General features: G+C 74.8%; 7 protein-coding genes. 2 read left to right on the top strand and 5 right to left on the bottom strand.

Features of this window, described 5'->3' with window-relative positions; translation table 11 throughout:
- Positions 1-23: 23 nt before the first annotated feature.
- The 5 genes from ACQPZK_RS18825 to ACQPZK_RS18845 are packed head-to-tail and all read right to left on the bottom strand — an operon-like array spanning position 24 to position 21,001.
- The gene (locus tag ACQPZK_RS18825; protein WP_433534240.1) at positions 24-2,105 is read right to left on the bottom strand and encodes an AAA family ATPase; all 2,082 of its coding nucleotides are present in this window, start codon (positions 2,103-2,105) and stop codon (positions 24-26) included.
- Positions 2,102-4,504, bottom strand: coding sequence for a right-handed parallel beta-helix repeat-containing protein (locus ACQPZK_RS18830; protein ID WP_433534241.1), 2,403 nt, complete (start codon positions 4,502-4,504; stop codon positions 2,102-2,104). The genes ACQPZK_RS18825 and ACQPZK_RS18830 overlap by 4 nt, the downstream gene beginning before the upstream one ends.
- 27 nt (positions 4,505-4,531) lie before the next feature.
- Positions 4,532-7,168: a LuxR C-terminal-related transcriptional regulator gene (locus ACQPZK_RS18835; protein WP_433534242.1), complete on the bottom strand. Its 2,637-nt coding sequence runs from the start codon at positions 7,166-7,168 to the stop codon at positions 4,532-4,534.
- A gap of 13 nt (positions 7,169-7,181) precedes the next feature.
- A complete protein-coding gene (locus ACQPZK_RS18840) occupies positions 7,182-7,601 on the bottom strand; it encodes a hypothetical protein (protein WP_433534243.1) in 420 nt (139 codons plus the stop codon).
- Positions 7,598-21,001 carry a toxin glutamine deamidase domain-containing protein gene (locus ACQPZK_RS18845; RefSeq protein ID WP_433534244.1) on the bottom strand — a complete coding sequence of 4,468 codons (13,404 nt, stop codon included), beginning with the start codon at positions 20,999-21,001 and terminating at the stop codon, positions 7,598-7,600. Before ACQPZK_RS18845 ends, ACQPZK_RS18840 begins: the two co-directional genes overlap by 4 nt.
- Before the next feature lie 73 nt (positions 21,002-21,074).
- Here ACQPZK_RS18845 and ACQPZK_RS18850 point away from each other — a divergent pair, with 73 nt between their 5' ends.
- Positions 21,075-23,186, top strand: coding sequence for a hypothetical protein (locus ACQPZK_RS18850; RefSeq protein WP_433534245.1), 2,112 nt, complete (start codon positions 21,075-21,077; stop codon positions 23,184-23,186).
- Positions 23,187-23,246: 60 nt separating this feature from the next.
- The gene (locus ACQPZK_RS18855; RefSeq protein WP_433534246.1) at positions 23,247-24,092 is read left to right on the top strand and encodes a hypothetical protein; all 846 of its coding nucleotides are present in this window, start codon (positions 23,247-23,249) and stop codon (positions 24,090-24,092) included.
- The last annotated feature ends 47 nt before the right edge of the window (positions 24,093-24,139 follow it).

Consider the following 24,139-nt stretch of genomic DNA (forward strand, 5'->3'; position numbering starts at 1 on the left):
GTGTGTCAAAGCCCCTGGCCGGCCTACGGCGGGCCCAGACGACGACCGACCGCGTTGGAGATTCGTCCGGATACAACACCGGTATCCTGACGAATCTCCGCCTTGCCGGATCGCCGCCTGGACTCCGCCTCGGCTCGACCGAGGACTTTGACACACGGCCTGACCGGGTCGGCCTGCCCCGGGAACGTTCCGGCCAGCACGGCGGTGGCCAGCTCGACGCGGGAGCGGTAGCCCGTCCGGGCGAACAGGCGGCTCAACCGACCCTCGACGCTCTTCTCGCTGCTCTGTGTCGCCGCTGCCAGCTCCCGGTTGGACAGTCCCTCGGCCACCAGGACGGCGAGCAGCAGGTCGCCCTCGGCGACGGTCTCGGCGCGACCGGCGACCGGGGCGCCCCGGTTCCGGGCGAACTGCCGGAGGCGGGAACGGTGGAGCAGCGCCCCCAGCGCGCCGAGGATGTTGTACGCCTCGGCGAGCAGGCCGGGGTCGGCGCCCGCCCAGCGCACCGCGCGTTCCAGGGTGCGGGCCACCTCGTACGGCCGTTCCTGTCGCCGCGTCCACTCCACGGCCTCGGCCGCCGCGCCGGCGTCCCCGTCGACGATCAGGCGGACGAGAGCCGCTGGGTACGCGGGCAGAGTCGCCGCTCGGGCCGCCCGGGCGGTCGCGGGGTCACCGTGTTCGATCGCCAGTTCGGCGGCGAGCACCCACAGCTCCCCGCCGGTCGACAGCTCCAGGTCGGTCCGTACCGCCTCGGCGGCGGCCGCCGGATCACCGAGCGCCCGGTGCAGGTCGACGCGTACCGGTGCCAGCAGGTGCGACGGCTGGTCGGCGGCGGCGTCCAGCAGGGTCCGGGCCCGGGCCGGCCGGCCCCGGGCGAGCAGCACCTCGGCGGCCACCCGGGCGACCGGCACGTCGGTTCCGGGCTGTCCGGCCGCTTCGGCGAGCACCGCGCCGTCGAGGGCGGCGGTCCAGCGGCCCGCCCGGAAGTCCAGGAGGCAGCGGTCGGCCAGGGACGGTCGGGCGGGCCGACCACCGGCGTGTACGCGGGCGAGGGCTGCGACGGGCCGCTCGGGGTCGACCGACGTGCCGGCCTCCACGAGACGGTCGGGCAGGTCGCGTGGATCGGGTACGGCGGACCGGTCGCCCCCGAGCGCCTCGGCCGCGACCTGGGCGGTGCGATGTCGCTCGTACGGGCCGAGGTCGGCGGCGAGGGCGAGCGCCAGGGCCGGCGGGGTGAGAGTCCAACCGCCCGGCCGAGCGCGGGTGACCCCCTCCGTACGCGCGACGGCGAGCTGCCGGTCCACCTCGTCCGGAGTCAGGCCGAGGGCCTGTCCGATGAGGGCGGGCGCGGCCGGGCCGAACGGTTGCAGCACGGCGAGGGCACGCGCCACCGCACGCGCCGTGCGGTCGAGCCGGCGTACCGGCCGCAGCAGTTGGTGTCCGGTCGGGATGACCGGGACCGCGCCCGGGTCGCGGAGACCGGCGCGGCCGTCGGCCACGACGAGTTGCCCGGTGTCGCGGTATCCGGCGATGACCGCGTCGATCGCGGCGGGCACGCCGGCGCCGTAGCGGCGCAGCGCGGCGGCCAGGTCCTCGTGCGGGGTGGCGCGCAGCAGCCGGGCGGCGAACTCCTCGGCCTCGGTCGCGCGTCGCGGCCGCAACGGCACGATGCGGGCGCGCAGGCCGGGCCGGGGGCGTGGGACGGCCGGTCCACCAACGGTACGGAGGGCGGCCACGCACCGCACGGGCGAGCCCGCCGGGTCGTCCAGCACGTCGCCGATCGCCTCCGCCGACTCCGTGTCGGCCCACTGGGCGTCGTCGAGCACGAGGAGCAGGCCGGGCCGTCGGCGCAGGATGCCGGCGAGGGCGGTCGTCGGTGGCTCGGCCACCCGGCCGGACGGACGGGCCGGGCTGAGCGCGGCGAGGATGCGTCCGGCCAGGTACCACGGCTCGTGGCGGTCCTGCGGGGCGAGGCGTAGCGCCAGCACCGGCGCGCCGTCCCGGGCGGCGGCGTCGGCGGTGGCCCGCAGCGCATGGGTACGGCCGACGCCGGGCGGCCCGGTGACCAGGGTGAGCGCCGGCCCGCCGCGCAGGTCCACGCCCGTCACGCGTCACCGGCGAAATCGGCGGCGGTGAGCAGTCGCATGTCGGCGTCGGTGAGCCGGTCGGACGTGGCGAGTCGGGACGCCTGCCGGTCGGCCATCCGTTCGAAGACCTTGCGGGCGGTGCGGCCGTTGCCGAACGTCCCGGTCCTGGGGATCGTCTCGAAGTGCGTCAACAGCAGCTCGGCCGCCTCGGCGTCCAGGTGGTAGTCGTGCCGGCGACACTGCTCCTCGACGATGGTCACCAGCTCGGCGGCGCTGTAGCTGAGGAACTCGATGGTCCGGCTGAACCGCGATTCGAGGCCCGGGTTGGTGTCGAGGAATCGTTGCATCTCGGCGGAGTAGCCGGCGGCGATCACCACGATGTCCTCGCGGTGGTCCTCCATGAGCTTGACCAGCGTGTCGATCGCCTCGCGACCGAAGTCGGGGCCGGTGCCGCCCCGGCCGGTGCTGAGCGTGTACGCCTCGTCGATGAACAGGACACCGCCGAGCGCACGGTTGAACGCCTCGGTGGCCTTGATCGCGGTGCCGCCGATGATCTGGGCGACCAGGTCGGCGCGGGCCACCTCGACGAGGTGACCGGAGCGCAGGACCCGCAGGTCGGCGAGGATCGCGCCGTAGAGCCGGGCGACGGTGGTCTTGCCGGTGCCGGGCGGCCCCGCGAAGACGAGGTGCCGGGCCATGGGCGGGGCGCTGAGTCCGGCCTCCTTGCGGCGTTGCGACATCTTGTTGAGGTTGACCAGCGATGACACCTCGTGCTTGACGCTCTGCAGGCCGACCAGGTCGTGCAGCTCGGCCAGCGGGTCACCGGCGCGGCGGATCTCGGCGCGGTCCGTTGGGGCCGTTTCGGCGTACACGGTGGCGGTGGCGGCAGCGGTCGTGCCGTACGCGTCCGGCGCGCCGTTGCGGGCGCTGCTGAACCCGTCCACGGTCAGCTCACCCGGCACCAGCTGGCGCAGCCCGGATCCGCGGTTGTCGTGCGCCGCGCAGCCGGTCAGGCGCACCGTCTCGGTGGTGGCGACGGTGATCCCGTTGCCCGCGTTGGCGTGGAACTCCGACTCCGCGACGACACCGGACGCGTCGGCGGCCAGCGCGCACCCGTCGGCCCGGCCGTCGTGCACCCGGCACCGGGTCAGGGACAGCTCGGCGCCGGCGGCGGCCTCCACGCCGGGGCCACCGGACTCGGCGATGTCGGCGTCGGTGCAGGTGAGCGTGGCCCCGGCCACCCGCAGGCCGGCGGCCGTGGCGCCGCGCAGGCTGAGCCCGCTGACGGTGGTACGTGCCCCGTCCTCGACGACCAGTCCGTGGTTGCCCGGTCGGTCCACGGTGATGTTCTCCAGGGTGCCGCGCGCGGCACCGGTGACCACGATGGCCGTACCGGGGCAGCCGGACACCTGGAGCCGGCGGAAGAACGGGTCCGCGCCGCCGCCGACGCGTACCGCCGAGTCGCCTCCGCCGTCGACCTCCAGCTCGCCGAACTCGGGTGTGGATCGTTCGTCCACGCTGACCGCCGTGACGCCCGCCCCGACGACCGCGCACCGCTCGACGACGCCCGCGGCCTGCCCGACGAAGCTCAGGCCGTGCCGCCCGGGGGAACGCACCGTCAGCCGCGTCAACCGTGGAGCGCACCGGCCGCCGACGAACACGCCGTCGTGAGCGACGCCGGTGATCGCGCTGTCCTCGATGGAGACCGCGCCGGTGGTCGCCAGGTACGCGCCGATGCTGTCGCCGCCGGTGACGGTCAGCCGGCGGATCACCGCCGCGGCCTGCTGCTCCACGGCGAGGGCCGGTTTACCGGCGGCGACGATCTCGCAGTCCTCCAGGTCGAGGGACGCGCGCCCGTTGAGGCACACCCCGTTGCCGCCCGCGCCCTGCACGGTGCTGGCCCGCATCCGCAGCACACCGGTCTCGCCGACGACCACGCCGGAGGTGCCCAGCTGGACGAGCCGGCAGTCGTCGAGAACGGTGCCGGTCGCGGCGGTGACCACGACCCCCGCGCCGGCCTGATTGGTGACGCGGCTGCCGCGCATGGTGAGCGAGGCCCGGCCGAGGACGAAGACGGTCGCCCAGGAGCCGGCCGACAGCTCGCACTCGGTGACCCCGAGCTGGCCGGCCTCGAACGCGACGGCGGGGCTGTCCGCGTCGAGCGCCTCGATGGTCAGCGCGTTGAGGGCCGCCGACTCGGCGGTCAACACGACGGCCGGGCCACTGGCAGCAGTGATCTTGACGGTGCCCGGTCCTTCCTCGGCGGTCACCGTGACCACCTTGTCCAGCACCAGGTTCTCCGGGTAGTGACCCGGCGCCACCATGATGAGCGCGCCCGGCTCCGCCTTCTGCAACGCCTCGCGGATGCTGCGGCTGGCCCCGCCGGCGGTCCGGGAGACGAGGATCCTCTTGCTTCTCACGCCGGGTGGTACCTCCGCGTCGGCCGGTCAGGACACCGCACCGAGAACGTCCCCGTCCAGGCTCGCCGCGGCCAGCTCCACGCGCGAACGCAGGCCGGTGCGGGCGAACAGTCGGGTCAGGTGGTTCTCGATGGTCTTCTCGCTGAGGCGCAGGCGAGCGGCGATCTGCCGGTTCGTGCGCCCGCCGCGCAGCAGCTCGATGATCTGCAGCTCGATCGCGGTGAACGCGGGCCGGGCGCTCCGGGCCTGCGGCAGCGGTACGCCCCGTCGGCGCATCGCCGTGGCGACCACCGTTCGGGCCGGCGCCGCGTCCAGCGTCCGGGCCACCTCGTACGCCTGACGTAACCACGGTCCGGCGTCCTCGGCGGTGTGGCCGAGGGCCAGGGTGGCGTGCCACAGGTCGAGGCGGTGACCGCGCGCCCGGGTCTGCTCGACGCTCCGCTCGGCGGCCGGGGCATCCCGCTCGACGAGAGCGTGGATCAACGCCTCCGCCTCGGTGGTGAGCCGTGGACCGCCCGTCCGGCCCGGTGCCGGCAGCCGGAGGTCCGCCGCGCCGGGGGCATACCGGGCGCCGAGCTCCGCGATCCGGACGAGCAACTGCTCGACGCCGAGCACGCTGCCGTACGACAGGTGCGCCTCGTAGGCCCGCCAGCCGGCGGCGAGCCGCTCCCGTACGTCCGCCGCGTCGCGGGGCTCCCACCCGGGGCCGTTGGCGACCCACCAGCGCAGGGCCGCGTACGGCGGATCGGCCGGCACCGAGCGCAGCCACTCGGCGGCGGCCTCGCTCTGTCCGCGCAGCGCCAACGCCTCGGCGGCCCACAGTCGGGCCAGCCGGGGCACGAGCCGGTCCGGCAGGTCGGTGACGTTCGCCTCCCGGGCGGCGGACAGAACGCCGGCGAGGTCGCCTCGTGCGCGGTGCTCGTGCAACCGGTGGTATGCGGCGACCGGACCGTCGACCGGTACGCCGTACCGGCCGTCGCCGAGCACCAGGCGCAGCACCAGGGCCAGGTCGCCGAGGCTGCCGGCGCGTACCAGCGGATCGTCCTGCGCGCCGACGGTGAGCGCCCGCCGGACCGTGGCGAACTCGTGCGCCGTCAGCAGCGACGCGGCCCCGACCGGCGGGTCGGTGACCGGGATCGGCGTACCGGCCGGCCAGGCTTCGCCGAACGTCACCATCGCGTCCGGACCGGGCAGCGCCGTCCGCACCCACGGCGACAGTGGCCGACCGGTGTGCAGGGTGGCGAGCAGCGCGGCGGCGGCCAGGTCGGCGTGGCCCGTGCCGGGGACGCCGAGCGCGGCGATCCGGTCGACGTCGGCGGTGAGCCGCGTGAACTGGCCCGTCCGCACGAGCAGCCGCAGCAGTCGCGCCTGGATGTCGCCGGCGGAGTCGTCGCCGTCGCAGTGCCGCAGCGCGGCGCTCAGCCAGTGCGCCGCGCGGTCCGGTTCCCGTTCGGTGGCCCGGGCGGCGGTGGACAGCAGCGTGCGAGCGGTACGCCGGTCGGGCGGCACCGCGGCGCCGGCCGAGGTGACGTGGTCGGCGAGGGTGGCCCGGTCCGCCCGGTCCCCCGCGCCCGTACGTCGGAACAGGGCGGCGGCACACGCCCGGTGCAGTCGGGCCACCGCCCGGGGTCCGGCGTCGTGGACGAGACGGGCGGCCAGCGCGGGGCTCTGCGGGCGGATGCCGCCGTGCCGGTCGGCGACCAGCACCCCGGCCTCCACCAGGTTGTCGATGATCGCGCCGTGACCGTCGGGGTCACCGAGCGTGGCCGTGGCGAACAGGGGCAGGTCGGCGATGCCGAACCGGACCACCGACGCCATCGTGGCCAGACGTACGGCGTCGGCGCCGTGAGCGTGCAGCCGGACGGTCAGCGGGTGATCCGGCGGCAGGAGGATCGGCGCGTACGGGTCCCGCAGGCACAGATGCCCGCCGGCCTCGGTGAGCCGACCGCCCCGGCGTAACGCGTCGACGGTCGCCACGACGGTCGCCGGATGCCCGGCCAGCGGACCGAGCGCGTCAGCCAGCGCCGAGGCGAACGCGTCGTCGACGGGTGTGCGGTAACGGCGACCGAGCAGCTCGCGTACCGCCGAGGTGGGCAGCGGCGGGAGGTCGACGACCACGTCGGCCAGCGCGTCGAGACGTTCGGCGGCGGGCGCGTCCGGCTCGGCGGCGGCGACGACCAGGACTCCCGGACGGACGGCGGCGCCGAGCGCGAGGACCCGGGCCGGCTGGTCGCCGGCATCGTCGGCCAGCAGGACGGTCGGGCCACGACGGCCGATCAGCGAGAAGAGCGCGCCGGCCTCGCGGGCCAGCACGGCGTTGCGGCCCGGCGACGGGTCGGTGGACGAGGGGCACAGCGCGCCGAGGGCGGCCACCGGCGCCGCCAGTGTCGGCTCGCCCAGCGACTCGTAGTGCTCCCGTACCGCGTCGAGCAGCGCCTCGAACCCGCTCGTCGGGGCCTGCGCCGGACCGGTAGGCGGCAACCGCAGCACCGCGACGCCCGCGGACCGCCAGGCGTCGGCGGCGGCGCTCAGCAGGGCCGTCCGCCCGCTACCGGCGGTGCCACGGACCAGCACGAACCGGCCGTCCTCCCCGGCGTCGCGACCGGCCGTGGCGAGGGCGTCGAGTTCCGCCTGCCGTCCCACCGCCGTACGCCGTCTCCGCATGCCCCGGTTCCTATCAGCGCACGGGCGCGGTCGGGTCGCCGTCACCGCTCGCCCCCGCGAAGTCGGGGGACATCCCTCGCGAATGCCCCTCCCCCACGGTCAGGACGATCTCCCCGGCAACGGCCAGCGAGCGCAGGTAGCGCTCGTCGTCCTCGGTGTCCAACCAGATCGTGGCGTCGTCGCGGTGCCGCCCGTCGGCCGCGTCGTGCTGCACGTCGACGAGGACCGTCGGCGGTACGGCGTCCGGGCCGAACCCGGCGGCCAGCCGCTGCCGGATCCGGGCCAGTGAGCGTTGCGCGTGGGCGACCCGGGCGGCACGGCGGTGCCGCGACGGCAGGCGGGCGTACCCGCCGATCAGCTCGGCGAGCAGATCCGCGGGCTGCTCCGCCAGTACGTGCCGGCCGCCGTCGGCCGAGATCATGCGGATCGTCATGACTGACCAACGGGGACGGCCGGTCCGTGGTTCACGTCGTCGGCGAGCAGGGCGAGGGCGATCAGATCCGTGGGGTCGTCGGGCAGGACGGCGGCGACGGCCTCGAGCAGGCGGCGTGCCTCGTGCGACACGGCCACCGGCTCGTCGTCGTGCCACCAGTAGTGGTGGTTGCCCAGCCACACCGGAGCGGCCGCTCCACCGGCGCCCCGCAGCGCGTGCACCAGCCGGATCTGGGCCTGCAGGATGCCGAGGTTGAGGTTCGACCGGCTGATCGAGGCGCGCAGCGCGTCCCCGGTGGCCTCGGTGACACCGACCATCCGGGCGAGGGCCGCGTGGTGGGTGGACACGAACGCGGCGAGCGCGGTGTGCTCGCCCGGCCCGAGCACGGCGTCGATCGTGGCCGACCGGATCCCCGCACCGGAGGCCCGGACGTGCCGGGCCACGGCCCGCAGGTCCGCCCAGGTGTCGCGGGTGTCGGACAGGCGCAGGGTCACGGCGTGGCCGTCCGGCCCGGTGGTCACCGTGCTCGGGTCGGCCAGCCGACCGGAGAGGTCGGCCACGTCCACCGGGCCGGCCGTGCGCAGGGTCAGGCTCAGGCCGGCGGCGTCCGCGCCGGTGAGGACCTGACCCGTCCGGTACGGGATCGGGTCGTCGCCGGCAACCGCCCGGTCGTGCAGGGTGGCCCGTACCGCCGCGACGTCGACCACCACCCGCGCGGGCGGCTCGGCGTCGGGCTGCGCCACCGGCGTGACAGGGCTCGGAGCCGGTGGCCCGTCGCCGGTCGAGGAGGGCGGCGGGACCACCGAGGGCCGCACGGCTCCCCGGACGGGGACGCTGCCTCGCACGTCGTGGCCCAGCGGCGCGTCCACCACGGCACGCGCGGTCGAGGCGGATTCCGGGCTGGTCCGGCCGGGGGCGACGGTCGCGTCCGCGCCGATGACGAGGACACGGGCGGCGATGGCCGACTCGAACCGGGCGTCCGCGAACGGCCCGGGACGCGCGAAGACCCGCTCACCCGGTGGGCGGCTCGGATCGGCCCAGAGCACCTGGCCGCTCGCGAGGGTGTGTGCGAGGAACATGTGGTGCACGGTCTGGTTCGGTCGTTGCAGCAGCACGACGGCCGTCGTGGCGGGCCGGTCCCGCAGATCCGACTCGACCGTCTGCCAGCCTGTGACGGGCGTCCAGTCGGTCTGCCCGGTCAGCCAGGACGCCGCGGCGTCGGCCTCCCGGGTGCGACTCGGGCGCAGGGCGTGCAGCTCCGGCCTGGCCGACGGGTAGAGCCGGGCGACCATCCGCTCGGCCAGCGCGAGGCACTCGGCGAGCGACAGCAGACCGGTGCGGACGGACGCCGCGTTACCGGCGTCGGCCACCTCGTCGACCATCCGCCGGAACGCCGGCTCGTCCATCCTGGCCGGCGACGGCGCCGCCAATGGGGCGGTGGGCGTGGTGTCGATCCGGCTGCCCAGCTCCATGCCCTGCACGGGGTCGACGACGGTGGGCGCGAACCGGGCCGGCGGCTGGTAGTTGGTGTCCGGCCGCACGGTCGTCACCGCGAACAGGCCTCCGTCCCGGTCGATCAGCAGGCGGTGACCCGGATCGCCCGGCGGGTAGATCACCAGCGTCACGTCGTATCGCATGAGGTGGTAATCGGCCCGTCGTTCGCTGTTGCGCTCACCGACGTTGCTGGTCTCGCCCTCGTACCCCCGGCCGCCGCCGAACCCGCGATAGCCGGAACCACCCGGACCGGTACGGATGTTGCCGGACGTGCCACGCAGGGTCGCTCCACCGCCCACCGAGGAGCTGGTGCTCTGGGAGACCTCGTAGCTGGGCTTGGTGTCCCGCTGCCGGTAAGTGCGGCCCTTGTGGGCGAAACCACGGGGCCGCACGGCGCCGTCCGGGCTGAGGTCGACGTTGAACGACGCGGCCCTGAGGTCAACGCCGAGCCGGATGCCGGTGTCGCCGACCTGGTACCGGTGTTCGAAGAGTTCGTCGAACCGCCGGTTGAGCTGGCGGTCCGAGGTGTGGTGGGCGACGTCGCGTTCCAGGGAGCTGAGGGGGCCCTTGCGGGCGATCCGTGGCGGACGGCTCCCGTCGAACGTCGCCGGCCACCTCCGCAGGGGTTCGGTGACCAGCTTGGCCCAGGCGTGGATGGCGCGGGCGATCGGGCGCATCGACTGCGGGTTGAAGGTGGGGTCCGCGAGCACCGCCGCGTTGAGGGCGGGCGGCGCGGGGTGCGGGCCCCGCTCGACCCGGACCGCCGGCTGCGCCGCCGCCCGCGACGGGCCGGCCGGCGCCCAACTGCCGTCCACCGGGCCGGTGGCGGCCGGGGGTAGGTTCGCGATCGTCAGGTACGCGGGGACGACCAGCCGGCCGTCGCCGGTGATGCCGGTGACGGTGGTGGTCTTCTCCCACCACGCCGCCCGACCCAGCACCGGCGCGTCGGCCGACCAGCGGCTCCACGAACCGGCGTCGCGCAGGACCAGCCCTTCCAGAGCGCGGTAGAGGTTGGCGCTGGTCGTGGCGAGGAACCGGATCAGCTCCGGAAGTTCGGTGGTGAGGCCGATGTCGATCCGGAAGATGATGGGCTGGGTGAACTCGTGCGACTTCTTGATGCCGAGCCGCATGATGTCCTTGGTTTCGTCGGCCAGGCCGCTGCCCACGCCGGTGGTGCGCTGCCACTCGGCCCGGAACTCGCCGGCCAGGTCCGCCTTGGAGGAGATCTCGCCACGGGCGCGGGTCCGACCGCCCACGTGCAGGGTGCCCGAGTGCGAGGTGTCGGTCGAGTGCGCCGTCACCGCCTCGCTGCGTTCGGTCAGGGCGACGTCGCCGCGGGGTAGGTCGGCGGTCGGCGCCTGGAGGTCGCCGGTCACCTGGACGAGCAGGAACCGGAGCTTCCCGTCGGTGACGATCGGTTGCCACACCCGCAGGCCCGCGCCGGTCAGGGTGGCGAACTGTCCTTCGAGGGCGGAGGGCCGCAGCCGGGCGGTGAGCGCGCGGACCAGGAGCGTGGGCGGCAGGTCGACCGGGTCGGCACGGCGCGGCAGCAGCTTCCAGACCGACAGCGCGCGGGTGACGGCGGGCAGCACGGCGCGGGTGTCGAGCCGCTCCGGGTGCGACCACGCGCGGACGGGCTCCGGGTCGAACGGGCGACGGGCCGGCGGGCTGGCTGGCGAGATGGCGGTGGCGCCGGGCAGGCCGAGCGCCGCCGCGAGCCGGTCCGGCGCGATGAAGTCCTTGCCGAGGTTGACGCGCAGGTAGCGGACAATCCTCGTGACCTCGCCCTGCTCACCGTCCCACCGCTCCGCAGTGATCTTGAAGACGAGGTCGCTGCGATAGTGCTGGGTGAGTCCTCCGTAGGTGGCCCGGGTGATGTCGATGTAGCCGGACTCGTCGGACACCCCGTCCTCGCGGGACCACCGGTAGCCGCCGGACGGACCGAAGGCGAGGCGACCGAGACCGCCCTCGCCCGCGGTGTCACCACCGGGCAGCGGTCCGCCGCCGCCGCCGACGCCGCCGACCTGCCGCCGGGTCGGGCCGGACGGGTCGGACGGCGCGACCCGGTCGGTCGGATCGTCGACCTTGCCGGAACCGCCGAGGGGGAAGACCGGACCGGTGGAGATGCTGATCCCGGCGCTCCTGCCGGTGTCGTGCGACCACTTGTGGCCGGCGCTGAACTGCTGGTAGTGCTCGATCTCGACGTCCGAGGGCGGCCGGGTCTGCTCGGGGTTGAACGCCCGCATCTGCACCCGTACCGCCTGGTGGTGCCCTCCCTCGTCGGGCAGCGCGACGAGCCAGCCGTAGCGGTCGCTCATCTCGGCGAGGTGCCCGGCGGCCTGGCTGGCGATGCCCAGGCCCCACAGCGGACGCGGCCAGTTCAGCGGTTCCGCGAACCACCGGCGATCCAGGTTGTTGATCTGCGCGTACGCGTGAGCGGCCTGAGCCGCCACCTCGGGCAGCCCGGGCAGGAAGGGGAACACCCCGGCTGCGGACTCGTCCTCGTACGGGATGGGGTTGGCCCGGTTCCACTCCCGGAAGGTCACGGTGGTCACCCGGCCGGCCAGGTCCTGCTCGCGCGGTGTGACCGTCCGGTCCAACCGGTGCTCGTCGGGCACCACGGTCCGCAGCGCGGTGACGTCCGGCTCGTCCGGGTCGTTCGAGTCGTCGCCGATGAGGTACGTGACCCGTGGCTGCGTCCCCTGACGCAACACGACCTCGTAGATCACCCGGTAGCGGAGTTCGGTCACGCCCCGCGTCGTCTCGGTGCGCCGGTAGTGCTTGACCGCCCCGTCGTACGCGTCGGAGCGGGCCCACTCCCAGTCACCCTGCAGTTCGGCCCGCCCGAGCTGAAGTTTCCACTCCTCGAGCGGCAGCGGGACGAGCAGACCACCGCCGACGCCACCGCCCAGGCCGTGGGAGGTGCCGACCGAGCCCTCCACCGAGCTGCCCTGCAGGGCGCGCAGGTTGACGTCCATCGGATAGGCGACCGTATCGCGCAACTCCTCGAGATAGGCGATGACGAGCACGTCGTACGGGACGCCGCCGATGGTCACCTGGAACGGATCGCCCGTCTGGAATCGACTCGGATCCGCCTCCATGGCGTCGCGACCAATGTGGATCTCCAGGTCCTCGATGACGTCGACGGGCAGCTCGTCGCGGTGCGACAGGGCGAGCAGCCCCTCGGTGGCGGTGTCGAGCACCACCTCGGCGCCGGGCAGCGACAGGGGCGCGCTCGGGCCCAGTCCGCGTCGGGTGGCCAGCGCCAGGGGTTCGCCGGGCACCGCCGTCGCCGGATAACGGCCCCGCAGCTGCGGCGTCTCGACCCTCGGCATCAGCCGTCGGGTCTTCGGGTCGACGACCCGGCCACCGGTGAGCACCTCGACGGCGCGCGGCCCGAGGCGGTCGCGGACCTCATCTTCGTCGACCAGCCGGCCGATACGCCGAGGCGCCGGCGGCACCGCCACGATCGGGCCGTCCATGGGTGCGCCGAGCAACGCCTGCTCGTACGCGCCACGCTGGTCCTGCCAGACGGCCACCTCACCGGGCATGCCGAGCAGCACCACCGGCCGGACCTCGCCGGAGCTGAGCCGGGTCACCAGGACCGCCTCGAACTGCTGGCGGTACCGGGTCTGCGCGGCGGTGCGCTTGAACACCGTGTGGTTGAGCACGCTCTCGCCGAGTTCGACGCCCGCGTCGCGGCCGACGCTGCCGCCCAGCTCACCGCTGACCGTGCCCTGCAACCTGTTGTCCTTGGGCAGCTTCCCGCCTGGCGTGGGCAGCGCACGGGCGATGTGACTGATGCCGTATGACGCGATCTCGCCGGCGATCGCGACGCTCCGGCTGCCGTCGGCGCTGGTGCCGGTCTCCGCGATGACGCCGAGGTCGTCGCGGACCGCCACGTCCGGCGTGTCACCGAGGTGCTGGAGGCTCATCGGCTGGAGCATCAGGTGCAGCGACATGGTCGTGCTGCCGTGGTGCAGGCCGGTGGCGCGGTCCGAGCCGTGCAGCAGGCGTCGGTTGCGGTTGAGCGCGGTCCGCTCGTTGAGCAGTTGCGCCACGCCCTGTCGGGCGAAGTCGGCGGCCGCGTCCGCGTCGAGGCTCTCCCGCAGGGCCCGGTGCCAGCTGGTGATCAACTGTTCGGTGGCCAGGGCGTTGAACACCCGATCGGCGTACGAGGTGCGAGGTGGTGAGCCGTCGACGGAAGCGGCGGCGCGGGCCGGGCGGTACTGCCCGTTCGCGGGGTCGGTGTACGGCGTGGGGAACTGGATGAGCAGCAGGTCCTCGTGCGCGGGCAGGGTTCGCGTGGTGGTCCAGAGGCGGCCGTCGACGTACACCTTGAAGGCCAGTCCGGCCTGGAACGGGGTGGTGTCGGTGACGAACATCTGGCGGCCGGCGAGCACCTTGCGCCCCTCGGAGCTGCCGTGCTCGCGGTTGCTTCCGAACGTGATGTCCGGCATCTGGAAGATCACCCGGGTCAGGTACTGGCTGATGCCGCCGAGCGCGGTGTCCGGGCTGAAGATGCCGCCGGTCGGCCGCTCGCTGTCCCTGCTCCAGCCTCGGGACGTCGAGCCGAAGCTGACCTTGTAGATCGTGGCGTCCTGCTCGGGTGCGGGTGGCGAGGGGCGGGCCACCCGGGGCACCGGCAGGATCCAGACCAGACGGTTGCCGACACTGAGGTGGGTGCCGCTGGTGAGCCGCTCGTCCCAGTGTTCGAGGTACTGCTCGTACGCCGCGTCGGCCGGGCCGGTGCCGCGCTCCGGCGCGGTCAGCGCCCGGGCGATCTCCCGCCGTATCTCGACCCGGATCGCCTCCGCGTGGTGGGCCGGCACGCCGGGGAGGACGGGCAGGCTGGCCGCGAGGCCTCTCGCGAGCTGCGCGGCGGCGACGCGGGCGCTCGCCGGTCGCCCGGCGGCCAGCACGGTGAACTGGCCGAGCGCGCCGTCCTCGAGGTACCAGGGCACGTTGGGCCCCTGGGCCGGCGCGGCGGGCGGCGGCAGCGTGTCGGCCGGGCCCTGGCCGCCGGGCTGTCCGTCCGCGTCCAGCCCCAGGACGGTGACGCCGGGCGTGCGCAGCATCCGGTCAAGGACCCCGGGCGTGGGCCGGTCCAACAGCCCGGCATGGGTGGGATCGACGACCCGCACGATCGGGGCGTCGCCGGTGTCGTCCGACCAGAGCCAGAAGACGCGGTCGCGGTCGGGTACGTGCACCAGGGCCATCGCGCCGGGCGCGCCGCGCAGCGCGGTGAGCATGCCCGGTACGTCGTTCAGGGCCCGCACGGCACCGCCGAGGAGTTGCTGGAGTTCGGGCAGGGTGAGCCGGACGACGTCCGGGGACCGGCGGCTGTCCACCACGTTCGCCGCCCGGCCGTGCATCGCGACGAAGGCCCCGTACGCGCGGGCCACGTCGTGCTGCAACACCATCTGCGGGCGCTGCGACTCGACCGTACGCACCCAGGCACGCAACCGGCCCGGGTCGCGGCCGGTGGACCGGCCGGGCAGGGCCAGGGCTGCGGCCACGGCGTCCGAGCCGGTCCCGTGGCGCGTTCCCGGCAGGCCCAGCACGCCCGGCTCGGCGGGTGAGCGCGACGCCAGGGTCACCGCGTCCAGGTCGGACCGGTCCGGCACCGGCTGCGTCGACGGCCGGCCGTCGACGTCGGGCGTCGACTGCGTCGGTGGCCGGCCGGCAACGTCCGGCGTCGGCAGCGTGCCGGGGCGGCCGTCCGCGTCGAGCAGCAGGGCGCGGACGCCGTACCCGGTCAGCGCCCGCTCCCACCGACTGCTCGGCGTCCCGGCGAACGCCTCGTCGGCGAGCAGGCCGGCGCGTTGCGTGTCGATCACCCGCAGGGTCGGCGTCCCGGTCCGGTCGTCGGACCACAGCCAGAAGACGTGCCCCCGGGCCGGGCCTGCATCCGGGGCGAGCACCAGGTCGTTCGCGGGCAGGTGGATGAGCGCCAGCGCGCCGGGGGCGCCACGCAGCCCGTCGACCAGCGCGGGCCAGTCCGTCAACCGGGTCAGTGACCCGTCCAGCAGATCCTGAAGGTCCCGGACGGTCATCGACTGCGGAGCGGCGGCGGCCCGGTTGTCGACCACGTTCGCGCTGCGGCCGTGCAGGGCGACGAACGCCGCGTACGCCCGGATGACGCAGTCCGTCTCGCTCAGCGTGACCTCGTCGCCGGGCCGGTCCGGCTCCACCGCGGCCACCCACTGTCGCAACCGTTCCGGGTCCCGGCCACCGACCCGACCGAGACCGGGCAGCGCTCGCCCGACGAGATCGCCGGCCGACAGTCGGGGGCGTAACGGGGTGTCGGGGTCGCCGATCGCTCCCGGTTCGGTGGGAGACCGGCGCGCGGGCGTCTGCGCGTCCACCGTGCTGTCCGTGTCGGTGTCGGACGAGTCGTCGGCCCGGTCCGCGGCCGCCTGCCACTGCGCCGCCACGTCCGCCTGCCACTGCGCCGCCGCCGCGTCCGCCTGCTCGGTGTCGGCGAAGTCGGTGACCTCGACGCCCGGGATGGCCCGCAGCAGGTCCAGCAGACCGGGCGGATCCTCGATCTCGGTGGGCCGGACGCCGGGGGCGTCCGCGGCGTTGATGACCTCGTCGAGGTCGAGCGAGTTCGCCGGTGTGGTGATCGCCGAACGTCCCTGCCGGGCGGCGCGTTCCGCCCGCCACTGCGTCAGCAGGTCCGCGACCTGGGCGGCCGACCCGTCGTCGAGGACGGTGAGGGTGTGCCCCTCACCCCGGAGGAAGTGGAAGAGCGAGGCGATCTCGTCCTCGGCCACCGACCAGCGCCGCTGGAGCCGGTCCACCCACTCCACCGCCACGTCGCGTACCCGGGCGGCCCGGTCGACACGCGGCACGCGTGGCGCGGTGGATGTCGCGTCCTGCGGCGGGGCGTCCGGCAGGGACTGCACCAGCACCGACACCGTGCGCGGGTCCATCCCCAGGCTGGCGGCGACATCGGCGAGCACCGCCGGGTGCAGGTACGCGCTGGCCGCAAGCCTCATGAGATCGGTGGGAACGCGTTCGGTCACCCGGTGGATCTGCCACAGCGACTCGATCAGTGGCCGGGGCGGTCGGCCACCGTCCGGTATCGGGTTCACCCGCGCCCCCGGCCGGGTCCACGCCGTGGCGAGTCGCGGGCCGGTCACCGGGTCCGCCAGCAGGGCGTGCACCGGCGCGTACCGGTCCTCCGCCGGGGCCGGGTCGTTGAGCGCCCGCAGCCCGTCGGCCGAGGTGAACACGGCGGGGTCGACGCCGAGTTCGGCGACCAGCGCGAAGAGCAGCAGCGGGTCCACCACCCCGAGCCGCGCCGCGTGCGCCGCGACGTCCAGTGGCACCCGGCCGATCCGCGTACCGACCAGTGCCGCCCACATCGCCGGCACGCCGAGTTCGGCACCCAACCTGAGGGACGAATCCCGGACGTCCATCAGGTCGATCAGCGACACCTGGAGCTCGCCGAACTCGATAAGAGTCTCGGGTGAGACCGGGTCACCCGTGCCCCAGGCGCGGGGCAGACCCATGCTCAGCACCACTGCCGTCGGATCGTCGAACAGCAGGGTGTCCGCCGGCGGACCGGCGAACCGGCCCTGCGTCGCCCGGGCCAGCACGAACTGCCGGACGGCGCTGCCCTGGGCGTCCAGGTGCTCCTCGAGCTGCGTGGCGTACTCCGCGTGCCGGTCGTCGTCGGCGAGCGCCGCCCGGTCGAGCAACCCGAAGACGGCCGGATCGAGGAACCAGCGGGCGGCGTAGTCCAGCAGGCGGTCGAGGGGTATACCGTGCCGGTTGTCCGGGTCCAGCAGCTCGACCGGGGTCCGCTCCAGTTCCTCGGCCACCAGCTCGTAGATGCTCCAGGGTGGTTGACCGGCGGCCCGGGCGAGCGCCAGGACCGCCCGGTGGTCGAGCCACGGCCGTGCCTCGTGGTCGAGCGCGATGGTGTACACATCGAGCCGCGGGTCGGCGAAACGCCTCGACCAGTACGTCTCCATCCACGCTTCACCGGAGCGCTGACCGGTCACGGCACTGCCGTGGGTGTCCGGCAGCGCGTTGGCGAGACGTTCGTCCAGTTCCAGGGCGGTGAGGTCGTCCGGTCGCTGGAAGAACGGCTGGTCGTGCAGGACCGCTTCGAACGCGCTGCCCACCGCCTCGACCGCGCTGCCCAGCTCGGCGGCGGCCGGGTGCGGCGTGCCGTCCGGTTCGCGCAGCTCAGGGCGCTGCCGCAGGTTGGTCGCCACCTCCGCGGCCAGCAGCCGGACGTACCGGGCGTCGGCGGTGAGGACCGCGAGGTAGAGCCCGGGCAGGGTGCGGGCGAGGCGGTCCGGTGGTTCGACGGTGAGGTTCAGCAACGCCTGGTCGCGCTCGGCCCACGCCGCTCGCAGCTCGGGCCCCGGCCGCGCGGAGGCGTCGAGGAGCTGGATGATCTCGCGTTCCAACCGGTCGCGCGCCTCCACGGCGTTGAGCAGCGGATCCCGGTTGGCGGTGGCCGCCGCGGCGACGGCCCCATGCATGCCGGTGAGCTGCCGCAACCCTCCCGCCCAGCGCCTCAGACGGCCGCCGAGATCACCGAGACGGCCGATCCGGTCGGCGGGCAGGTCCGTGACGAACCGCTGCGTCGCCTCGCGGAGCCGGTCACCCCGGTCGCGCAACACGTCGGTGTGGGACTCGGGCACCTCCGCGCGCCCCAACCGGCCCAGAGCCGTGGTCAGGACCGCCGGGGTCACCGCCGCGCCCCACGCCCCGGCGACGCCGCGCGCCGCCTGCCGGAACATCCACGGTACGCGCAACGCCTCGTCGTGCAGCGGCGAGCGACGGGCCGCGTACGTCCGCAGCAGCGCGGCGACCTCCACCACGTTCTGGTGGTCCGGGTCGGACACGGGCAGCTCACTGCGCTGAAGCGGCGCGGTGAACGGGTGCAGGTAGCGCGGGTCGGTGCCGATGACACCGGCCGCGACCAGCACCGTGTCCGCCGACAGGTTCATCCGGTGCGCGATGCGGAGCAGGTCCACCGGCAGCCGGCCGCTGGCCACCGCGACCCGGGCGACGTCGACGAAGCGGTTCAGCGCCGACGACCCAACCCGGTAACCGAGCGCGGTCGCCCCGCGCAGATCACCCCACGGCCGGTCGAGCAGCGCGCGGGCGGCGTCCCGGAGTTCCTGGGCGACGACATCCAGGCTGGTCAGCGAGCCCGCCCACGCGGTCAGCTCCGCGTCGCTGACCTCGGTGGTGCGCGGCAGACCGGTCAGCAGGGCCTCGGACGGGCCGGTCAGGTCCTCGGCGAGCAGCCGCAGGGTGAGCTCGACCCGTTGCAGCGGCACGTCGACGAGGAACTCGTGGGACAGCAGCACGATGTGCGGCGACGGCAACAGGAAGGAGAGCTGACCGGGATGGAAGCCGAGCCGGCCGGCCAGGGTCAGTTGACGGGTGAGGCCGGCGGCGTTGTCGTGCGGCAGGTAGCCGCTGCGGCGCAGATTCGCGCGAACGGCCTCGGCCCGTCCGGCCACCGGTGCCCTGCTCGAACCCGGCACGTCCAGGTCCGGCAGCACGGCGTCGCGGACCTCCGGCGCGATCACCGCCAGGTGGCCGGGCAGCACGCCCAACTCCATCGCCAGGTCCTCGACCTGGTCACGGTCGTCGAGGCCGAGCGCGTCGGCGGCCCGGTCGGGGCGGGTGTCGATGTCGTGCCGCAGCCGGGCCACCGCCACCGCCTCGGCGAGCAGGGTGTCCGGCAGTGCGGTGAGCAGGTCGAACGGCACGGCGTACCGAACGAAGTCGAGGAGCGCCGGGAGAGCATCGGCGGCGAGCCCCAGTCGGCCGGCGATGTCCGCGACAGCCACCACGTCGTCGTCGGTGATCCGGCCGAATGGGTCGAGACTGCCGCGCAGCTCCCGCACGGTCACGTCGTCGAGCCGCGCGAGGTGACTGGCGAACACGGCCAGCGCCCGCGGGTCGACGCCGACATCGACGGCGAGGGTCAGCAGCGCCCGGGGAGCGACACCGATCCGGTCGGCCAGAGCGGTGAGGTCGCCGGGTGCTCGGCCGACCGCAGCGATCCAGCTGAACAGGCGCGCGGCGGGCACGTCCGGGGCGAGCGCCGTGAGCGCGTCCCACCGGGGTCGGTCGAGATCCAGGGACGGGTCGGCCCACCTGACGTTGTCGACCCCCTCCGGTGCCGGGCCGAGGCTGCGCGTCGGCTCCGCGTACCCCGGCGGACGCTCGTACGACGCGAGACCGTCCAGACCCGGCCCGGCGAAGTGGTCCCGCAGCTCGGCGACGGCGGTGACGTCGAGCAGCAGCTCCAGCGGACCCTCGCCTCCGACGGCCCGGGCCACCAGGCGGTAGTGGTCGCCGAGCTGCACGAACCCCAGCGGTACGGCGTCGGTGAACCCGTCCGTCCGGGCCCGGTCCGACCGGTTACGGGTCGCGCCGACCGTCACCGCGCCGCTGCGGAGCTGATCGGCCGTCACCGGGAACGGGACGCCGGTCGGCTCCGGCATCCCGGACGGCGGCAGCGGCAGCAGCGGGACGGTCCGCGTGAACTCCTCCGTGAGCGCCACCGTCCGCGGCCACTCGCGGGTGGTGCTGCCGCGTACCTGGCCGATGCGGCGCAGGGTCACGGTGACGTCGACCCGGCTGGTGAGGTGGTCGACGCCGAGGTCGTAACCGTCCGCGCGGCGACCGGTCAGCCGCAGCTCGTAGCGGTGTGCCCGCGGGCCGGTCCGGTCCGACCGCACCACCAGGTTGCCGTCGAGCAGCCGGGGCAGGTGACGGTGCACCGACGGCAGGGTCAGCAGCGCGCCCAGGTTCACCTGGTGACCGTCGAGCGTCCAGCGGTACCGGCCGAGGCCGCCGTCGTGGGCGTCGAGCAGTTCCGACGCCACGGCGCGTACCGGCTCCGCGCCGTCCCGGCCGGTCAGTCCCCGTGGCTGCCCGACCGCCTCGACGTCCCCGTCACCCGGCAACTCCGGCTCGCGGCCAGCGGTCGGCGTCAACGCCAGATAGCCCCCACCGCTGCGCGCGACGAACGCCTCGGGCATCCCCGGATCGCCGTACGCCCGCAGCGCGCCGTCCTCCCCCAGCACGACCAGGCGGAGCCCGAGGCCGTTGGCGAGGCGGCCGGGATCGGTCGTACCCCAGCGGTGCGCCACCGGCGCCGGCTCCTGGTCGCGTCCCGCCGCCGCGAGCACGGCGGCGACGAGGTCGCGGGGCCGGCCGCCGAGCGGTTGCAGGCCGAACAGCGCGGCGTGGTCCGATCCCGCGAGGTCCGGCTCCGTCGCGGGCGCCGGATCCGCCGGTACGGCCGGCGCCGGCACGTCGGCGGTGGTGGCGACGAAGCGGACCCGCGACGGCATCGGCGGTACGGTCGCCGGCGCGTTCGTCTGACCGTCCAGGAAGAACACTCCGTGCTCGTCACGCACCACGTTCACGGCGTGCGCCACCGAACCCGTGGCGTCGTTGACGACCAGGACGCCGCGCGACCCCACTGGTGACGCGCGCATCGCGTCGATGACAGCCCGATAGCCGTCGACCTCCTGCAGGGGGCGTCCCGCGTAGAAGCCCAGCACCCCCACCTCGGTGACGACCGACGCGGGCGCCTCGAACCGGTCCCGCCCACCGACGCGCACCAGCAGATCGGTGACGATCGCCGCGAACACGCAGTTCAGCAGCGACCGGAGCGGGTTGACCCGGTCCAGGTACGGGTAGCGCTCCCGCATCTGGTCCACCGTGATCGGATCGCCGACCGGGATCCAGCCGCTGCGATCCACCGGCACGGCACCCGCGACGTCGGCGGCGGCCGGTACGGCGCTGCTCGACTCCTCGGACGCGGGTGGCGACGTCGGGGTCGGTTCCCCGTCGGTACGGGGACGCTCGGCCGGACGCGGCACCGCGTACCCGAACACGACACCGCCCACGTCACCACCGCCACCGTCCCGCGCAGGTGTCGTCGGCACGGGCCCGGTGACGTGCGGAGCCACGCTCAGACCGGTGGTGGCGGTGTGCGAGTGCTGCCGGGTACCCGACGCGGAATCAGCGGTCGACGCGACTGGCACCGGCTTGCCCGCCGAGGCGTCCCCGACGGCGGTCGGCGGCGTGGCCGCCGGGGCAGGCGACACGGTCGGAGCCGGCGTCGGGGCTGACATCGCCGTCGACGTGGGGTTCGGCGTCGCGGTCGGAGCTGGCGTCGCGGTCGGACCCGCCGTTTGGCTCGGCGTCGGGGACGGCGTCGCAGTCGGGGACGGCGTCGCAGTCGGGGACGGCGTCGCGGTGGACGTGGGATTCGGTGTCGCGGTTTGGCTTGGGGTCGCGGTTTGGCTTGGGGTCGCGGTCGGACCCGCCGTCGTGGTCGGCGAGGGCATCGCGGTCGTGGGGTTCGGCGTCGTCGTTGGTGTCCCGGTCGACGTGGGGTTCGGCGTCGTCGTTGGCGTTCCCGTCGACGCGGGGTTCGGGGTCGTCGTTGGCGTCCCGGTCGACGTGGGGTTCGGGGTCGTGGCTGGCGTTCCCGTCGACGCGGAGTTCGGGGTCGTCGTTGGCGTTCCCGTCGACGCGGGGTTCGGGAACGTGGCTGGCGTTCCCGTCGACGCGGGGTTCGGGGTCGTGGCTGATGTCGCCGGCGCGAGGGGCGGGGCAGCCGAGGTTCCGGGCGTGGCCGGCGTCGCGGTGAGGGCCGTGGGCGGCGACATCGCGGTTCCGGGCGGGGACGTTGTGGTGGGCACGGTCGGTGGCGTTGGAGCAGGTGGAGTCCCCGTCGTGGGCGGAGTGGAGGCAGACGTCGGGGCGGAGGTCGATGTGGGGGCGGAGGTCGTGGCCGGCGCTGAAGTCGTCGCCGACGCCGCGCCGGCGGTCGACGTCGAGGCGGTCGTCGAGGTGGCGGCCGGTGCCACCGGCGGGCCTGCCGTGGCTGTCGGCGCTGGTGCCGCCGTCGGCTGGGGAACACCCGGCGCCGACGTCGACTGTGGATTGAGCGACGTTGGCGTCGAGCCACCGCTTGCCGTCGGCGTCGACCCGGCGGTCGACGTACCCGAGGCGGGCGCGGCGACCGACGCACCGGAGGCGGACGTCGACGGCGTCGGTCCCGTCGACGGCGAGCTGGCCGACGAGGTCGGCGTGGCGGTCGCAGCGCCAGCGGACGAGCCCGGGGTCGAGGCGGTGGTCGAGCCGGGCGTCGTCGTAGTAGCCGTCGGACTGCCGCCGGCCGCCGTCGTGGCGGTAGGCGCCGCCGTGGCGGAGTTGGCCGTACCCACCGACGCACCCGCGACGGTTGACGTACCGGCGGGTGACGACGAGGTGGTCGTCGACGTCGAACCGGTGGCGGTGGCAGCGCCGGCCGTCTGCCCGCCCGACGGTCCGCCGACCGTGGCTACCGGTGTGCTGCCGGCGGTCGTCCCGGACGTGGAAGCCCCCGCCGCGCTGCCGCCTGCGGTGGCGGCCACCGGAGCGGTACCCGCCGAGCCGCCCGCCCCTGGGCTCGTACCGGATGAGACTCCCGGCCCCGACGCCGACATCGAGGCAGTGGAACCGGACCCGACGCCGCCGGACGACGATCCCGCCGAGGACACCGGAGCCGAGGCCGAGGAGGCCGACGCAGCGGCGGCCGGAGCCGAGGACGCCGCAGCCGGAGTCGACGCCAACGACGCGGAGGCCGCAGCCGGGCCCGACGACGCGGACGCCGGAGCCGAGGAGGCCGACGCAGACGACGCAGACAACGGGGAGGGCGAAGCTGCGGCGGCCGCTGAGGGCATCGGCGCGGAGGACGTCGGCGCGGAGGACGTCGACGGCGGGGCAGCCGAGGCCGAGGCGGGTCCTGTGCTTGCCGTCGGCGGACTGGTCGAGGATGTCCCGCCCGCACGAGCGGCCGTCGTCGGCGCGGTGGTCGGACCGGCGGCGGACGTGCCCACCGAGGCCGGTCCGGCCGTGGGGCCCGACGCCACCGCCTGCGGCGCGGCGTCCGAGGTGGACCGATCGGCGACAGCGTCCCCCGCCTTCTCTCCGCCAGTTCCGGCCGACTTCTCCGGAGCGGTCGCGTCGGGCTTCTCGTCGAGACCGGGCTTCTCCTCGACGCCGGGCTTGTCGGCGGCGTCGCCGACCGCCTCGGCGTAGCTGGGCAGGCCGTCGACGTCCGGCACGGCCACCTCGCCCACGCCGCCGCCGTGACTGCCGTTGGAGGGTCCGCCCTCGGACGCGCCGCCGATCGTCGCGGCGGTCACCGAGCCCCAGTTGAACGCCTGCCCGAAGATCGCGCCGGTGCTGGCGTCCGCGATGGCACCGCCGGCGCCCTGCGCGGTCGCGGAGATGGCGGCGTACGCGCCCTTGAACTGGATGTCCCTGATCTCGCGCATCCCGTTCCCGGTGATGCTCTGGGTGGTGCTCGTCCACGCGTTGGCCAGGTGTCGGGCGGCCTCGCCGGCGACGAGGCGGCCCGCGCCGGCGGCGACGCCACCGATCACGCTGCCGACGCCGGACACCAGCAACGACTGGGTGTCCAGGCCGCCGATGCGCAGACCACGGGCGATCTGGGCGAGCTGGGTGGCGAGGTCCACACCGAAGCCGAGGGCGACCTCGGCGGCCAGTTCCGTGACCAGGGTCCGCAGGATCGCGTACAGGATGCCGCGCGCGGTGGCCACCACCACCGGAATGAAGAGCGCGCCGAAGAGGGTGGCCAGCAGCCAGGCGATGGACGCCGCCAGCACGATCAGCTGCACGATGATCGTGACCTTGGTCTTCTGGATGTCGGCGGCGGCGTTCATCGAGGTCTTGGCGAGTTCGTCGGTGACGCTGGCGAGGGCGTCGAGGACGCCGGGGAGGTCGGACCGGACGAGATCGGTGTACGTGGTGGCGGCCGACCCGGTCATCGAGTCGCCGAGCGAACGACCCAGGCCGGGCATGTCCTCGCGCAGCGCCCGCAGGACGCGGCCGTGCTCGCTCCAGAGCCCGTGCATGCGCCGCAGCATCGCCTCGTTGCCCTCGGGCCACTCCATGCCGACCACGACCTTCAGCAGCCGCTGAAGGTCGGGGGGAAGGTCGACGACCCCGGGCCCGGAATCCTCCGCCAT

The organism is Micromonospora sp. CA-249363 (genome assembly GCF_050950185.1).
GTDB lineage: Bacteria > Actinomycetota > Actinomycetes > Mycobacteriales > Micromonosporaceae > Micromonospora.